Source organism: Saccharomonospora iraqiensis subsp. iraqiensis (genome assembly GCF_000430445.1).
GTDB classification, from domain to species: Bacteria; Actinomycetota; Actinomycetes; order Mycobacteriales; family Pseudonocardiaceae; genus Saccharomonospora; species Saccharomonospora iraqiensis.
Map to the genome: position 1 here is coordinate 85,403 of NZ_KE387064.1, position 4,106 is coordinate 89,508.

The 4,106-nt window shown below is 71.5% G+C and carries 6 protein-coding genes and 1 tRNA gene; 4 read left to right on the forward strand and 3 right to left on the reverse strand.

What is annotated here, in order from left to right; genetic code table 11:
* Positions 1–774, reverse strand: a 774-nt coding sequence (locus ACTIR_RS0106155; protein WP_026453600.1) for an FAD-dependent monooxygenase, incomplete at its 3' end; no start/stop codon positions are given.
* Positions 747–1,202 carry a YdhR family protein gene (locus ACTIR_RS0106160; RefSeq protein ID WP_233345837.1) on the reverse strand — a complete coding sequence of 152 codons (456 nt, stop codon included), beginning with the start codon at positions 1,200–1,202 and terminating at the stop codon, positions 747–749. The genes ACTIR_RS0106155 and ACTIR_RS0106160, both read right to left, overlap by 28 nt.
* 365 nt (positions 1,203–1,567) lie before the next feature.
* Between ACTIR_RS0106160 and ACTIR_RS0106165 the strand changes: the two genes are divergently transcribed.
* Positions 1,568–2,125 (forward strand): DinB family protein, encoded by a 558-nt coding sequence (locus ACTIR_RS0106165; protein ID WP_026453602.1) that lies wholly within the window; start codon positions 1,568–1,570, stop codon positions 2,123–2,125.
* Positions 2,126–2,231: 106 nt separating this feature from the next.
* Here ACTIR_RS0106165 and ACTIR_RS0106170 read toward each other — a convergent pair.
* Positions 2,232–2,316, reverse strand: a tRNA-Tyr gene (locus ACTIR_RS0106170).
* Between the two features lie 117 nt (positions 2,317–2,433).
* On the opposite strand from ACTIR_RS0106170, the gene ACTIR_RS0106175 reads away from it, so the two are divergent.
* The 3 genes from ACTIR_RS0106175 (at position 2,434) to ACTIR_RS27800 (ending at position 3,852) form a co-directional block, all read left to right on the forward strand.
* Positions 2,434–2,925: a YajQ family cyclic di-GMP-binding protein gene (locus ACTIR_RS0106175; protein WP_026453603.1), complete on the forward strand. Its 492-nt coding sequence runs from the start codon at positions 2,434–2,436 to the stop codon at positions 2,923–2,925.
* A 16-nt stretch (positions 2,926–2,941) separates the two neighbouring features.
* A complete protein-coding gene (locus ACTIR_RS0106180) occupies positions 2,942–3,499 on the forward strand; it encodes a GNAT family N-acetyltransferase (RefSeq protein WP_026453604.1) in 558 nt (185 codons plus the stop codon).
* 89 nt (positions 3,500–3,588) lie between these two features.
* On the forward strand, positions 3,589–3,852 hold the full coding sequence (locus ACTIR_RS27800; RefSeq protein WP_084789337.1) for a DUF6980 family protein: 264 nt from the start codon (positions 3,589–3,591) through the stop codon (positions 3,850–3,852).
* Positions 3,853–4,106: the final 254 nt, after the last annotated feature.

A 4,106-nucleotide genomic window follows, 5' to 3' on the forward strand; every position in this document is an offset into this window, starting at 1 on the left:
CAGCGCGTCGACCTCGGTGGCGGGCACCTCGGCCGTGGGGCGGCCGAACGGCAGCGCGTCGTCGCCGCCCGGCCGGGTCGCCAGCAGCCGCCAGGTCGCTGTCTCCCCCAGAGCGAACAGGAAAATCAGGCCGGAGCGTCCGGCCGCGACGTGCAGCACGCCCGGAGTGGGGTCGCCGTCGAGTTCGAGGTCGGCGAGCACGACCTCCTCGCGGTAGGGGCCGCCGTCCCAGCCGATGCCCGCGCACCGGCGCACGGTGCTGTCCTGGCCGTCGGCGCCGACGACGAATCGGCAGCGCACCTGTTCGTCGGCCCCGTCCCGCCACAGGGTCGCCGAGGCCGCCGCCGCGTCGCCGGTGGCGGTCACGAGTTCGGTGCCGCGTTCGACCGCGATCCCCCGCCGGGCCAGCGCGTCGGTGAGCACGGTCTCGACGTCGGCCTGCCGCAGCAGTGTCAGGTGCGGGTAGGTGGTGTCCCGCAGCGCCACGTCCGCGAGCGCGGCGGACACGCGCCTGCGGCCGAGGTGCAGTTCGGCCCGCGGGGCGGGATCGCCCCGCTCCAGCAGCGCGTCGGTCACCCCCAGCGAGCGCAGACTCTCCAACGTCCGCGGGTGGATGATCATCGCCCGGGAGGGGCGGAAGGACTCCGTCCGACGTTCCACGATCCGCACGGCCGCGCCGTGGTCGGCCGCCTGCAACGCGGTGACCAGCCCGGCCGGACCGGCCCCGACGACGAGGACGTCCGGGGTCAGCTCACGGCCACCGCGCGCCACCACGCCCCCTCCCCCGCGGGACCCGCCGCCGCTGCGTCCACGGGCACATCGGCACGGTGCCGCCCCGGCAGCACGTGGTAGTCGATCGAGCCGCGCTCACTGACCAGCTCCAGCACCCGCCACAGCGACCGGGCGTAGTGCTCGGCGGCCGCCGCGTCGTCCCAGACGTAGAGACCCCGGTAGCGGCCGAGTTCGTCGTGGGCGAGCCACAGCTTGGACACGAACCCGGGGAATCCGGCGAACAACGGCGTGTTCAGCAGGCTCTCCCGGCGGAAGGCGGCGTGCCCGCGGCCTTGGATCCGCCGCAGCCGGAAGGTGACGACGAGGACGCACGGATGCGCGGGGCTCCGCGCCGCGACCGTCTCCCGGTACACCCACCCACGGGTGTCGTCGGCGAACCGGAACACCTGCCCGGTATGTCCACGCGGCATGCGCATTTCCCTGCGGGCGAGCAGCATCCCGGTGGTCCCGACGCAGCGGGCCACCGCCCGCCACGCGGTCGGTCGGGGAAGGGGCCCTCGTGTCATCGTCCGCCTCGGTTGTCCGTCGTTTCCATCATCGGACGGGACGGACGCGGTGCGCAGTGCCGAAGGTCCCGGCCGGGGGTTGGCGGTCGCGCTGACGGCGAATCCAGGGGCGTACGGCGCAACAGCCCGGCGTCGACGTTGCGTCGCGCCCCGACCGGACAGCCCAACCGCGCCATCCGTCGACTCCGGCAGCAATTGCGGTCTGAGCGTGACCGCAATCCCGCCTAGCGTGGGCTCTGACAACGAAACATCCCCCGGAGGCGGAGACCATGACCGGCAACGAGACGAGTACTCCCCGCCCGAGCACCACGGGCGTCACCGGCGAACGCGCCGACCTCCTGGCGGCATTGGGGCAGCATCGGCACTTCCTGCGGTTCACGACCCGCGACCTGACCGATGAGCAGGCCAGGCAGCGCACGACCACGAGCGAGCTGTGCCTGGGTGGCCTGATCAAGCACGTCTCCTCGGTCGAGGCAAGATGGGTAGATTTCATCGAGCGCGGACCGGTGGCGATGGGTGATGTCACCACCATGACCGACGACGACCTGGCCGCGCGGGCCGCCCAGTTCCGGCTCCTCCCCGGAGAGACACTGGCAGGGGTGTTGGCCGACTATGCCGAGGTCGCCGGACGTACCGACGAGCTGGTCGCCACCCTCCCCGACCTGAATGCCGACCAGCCCCTCCCGCAGGCACCGTGGTTCGAGCCCGGTGCGCGGTGGACGGCTCGCCGGGTGCTGTTGCACATCATCGCCGAAACCGCCCAGCACGCCGGCCACGCCGACATCATCCGCGAGTCTCTCGACGGCGCGAAGAGCATGGGCGGCTGAAACGCGTCCGTCCGCCGTGTCCGGGCGAACAGAGATACCTTCGGACGGGCTGCCGCACGAGAAACGCCCCGCCGACCTGTCGCTGCAGGTCGGCGGGGCGTTTCACTGGTGGCGGGTGAGGGATTCGAACCCCCGTAGGCTGAGCCGTCTGATTTACAGTCAGATCCCTTTGGCCACTCGGGTAACCCGCCAAGTCCGGTCATCCCGACCGACACGAAGTCTACCCAACGCCCTCCTCGCCCGGCCGCGGGGGGCGGGGGTGGCTAGGGTGGGGTCGTTCCCGCAAGCCGATCCGTGAGGTGTGTGCCGTGGCCGATCCGTCCTTCGACGTGGTGAGCAAGGTCGACCGCCAGGAGGTGGACAACGCGCTGAACCAGGCGGGCAAGGAGCTGTCCACCCGGTTCGACTTCCGCGGCACCGGCGCGCGGATCGAGTGGGCGGGCGAGCGGGCCGTCGTGATCGAGGCGGAGACCGAGGAACGCGCGAAGGCGGCGGTCGACGTGTTCAAGGACAAGCTCGTCAAGCGCGGCATTTCGCTGAAGGCGTTCGAGGCGGGCGAGCCCGCGGTGTCCGGCAAGACCTACAAGGTCAACGGCACCATCCTGGAGGGCATCGAGGCGGACAAGGCGAAAAAGATCGCCAAGTACATCCGCGACGAGGGCCCGAAGGGCGTGCAGGCGCAGATCCAGGGGGACCAGCTCCGGGTGACCGGCAAGAAGAAGGACCACCTGCAGGAGGTCATCTCCCTGCTGAAGAACACCGACTTCGGCATCGCCCTGCAGTTCGACAACTACCGCTGACGCGCCGCACGAGCTGATGTTCGAACCGCACGGGCAACCGACCCCCGTCGTGCGTGGCCGCCGTGCGGACGACGTCTCCGCGTGCGCCACCGCGCTGGTGGCCGTGCACGAGGCGGACGGCTACCCGGTGGAAGGGGTCACCGACCCGGAAGCGTGGCTCACCCCGGAGAACCTGCTCCGGGCCTGGGTCGCCGAGCTGGCCGGTGAGGTCGTCGGTCATGTCTGCCTGACCGCTCCCACGGACTCCGACCCGGTCGCCGCGACGGTGCGGGCGCACACCGGGACCGAGGCGGCCGGGTTGGCGGTGTTGGGGCGCCTGTTCGTGCTCCCCGAGGCGCGCCGGCACCGGGCCGGCGAGCTGCTGACCCGGACCGCGACGGACTACGCGGCCGTCGCCGGACGACGTCCGGTGCTCGAGGTCATGGACAAGGACCGGGCCGCGATCCGCCTCTACGAACGCCTGGGCTGGCGCCGGATCGCCACCACCGGACACGACTCGGGCCACGGCCGTGTCCCCGCCCACCACTACATCGGCCCCGCCCCGTCGAGCCGGTGGACACCGGCCCGGTACTGAACGACGAAGGCTCCACCCACGTCGCATCATCGAGACTCGGCGGCGGAGACCGCTGCCTGATCCGCGGCGGCAGGTGACAAGATCAACGAATGCCGCGCAGATCGACTTCGAAGACCGCGTCAGAGACCGAGCACTGTTGCCGACCCATGACTGCACAGGCGAACTGGGAATGCGCCCAACATGGGAGCGTTTTCGACTGTGCGGACGCTGTTGTCCGTTACGACACCGAGTCCCGGGAGTACGGACTGATCATCCACGACGGTGGCACGTCGTACCTATCCATCACCTTCTGCCCCTGGTGCGGACAGAGGCTGCCGAAGCCTCGGCGGCGCTGGACATTCGGCCGCACCTGACACGGCCCCGGCCCTCCAGGGCCAGCTTCGAGCCGCCGAGCGACGCAAGGCGGGGACGAGGCCGTGGCCCGGCGGGCAGAACGCCGTGGAGCACGAGGCGGGGCCAGGCGGTCAGCCGTCGGTGGCGCCGAGGGTGTCGACGGGGCACCAATGGTCGCGGCGGGGGTCGTCGAGGCAGGCCTGGATGCAGCCCGGGCAGAAGCGGCCGTCGACGGTGCCCCGGGGACGGTCCGGCCGGGCCACCGGCTCGGCCG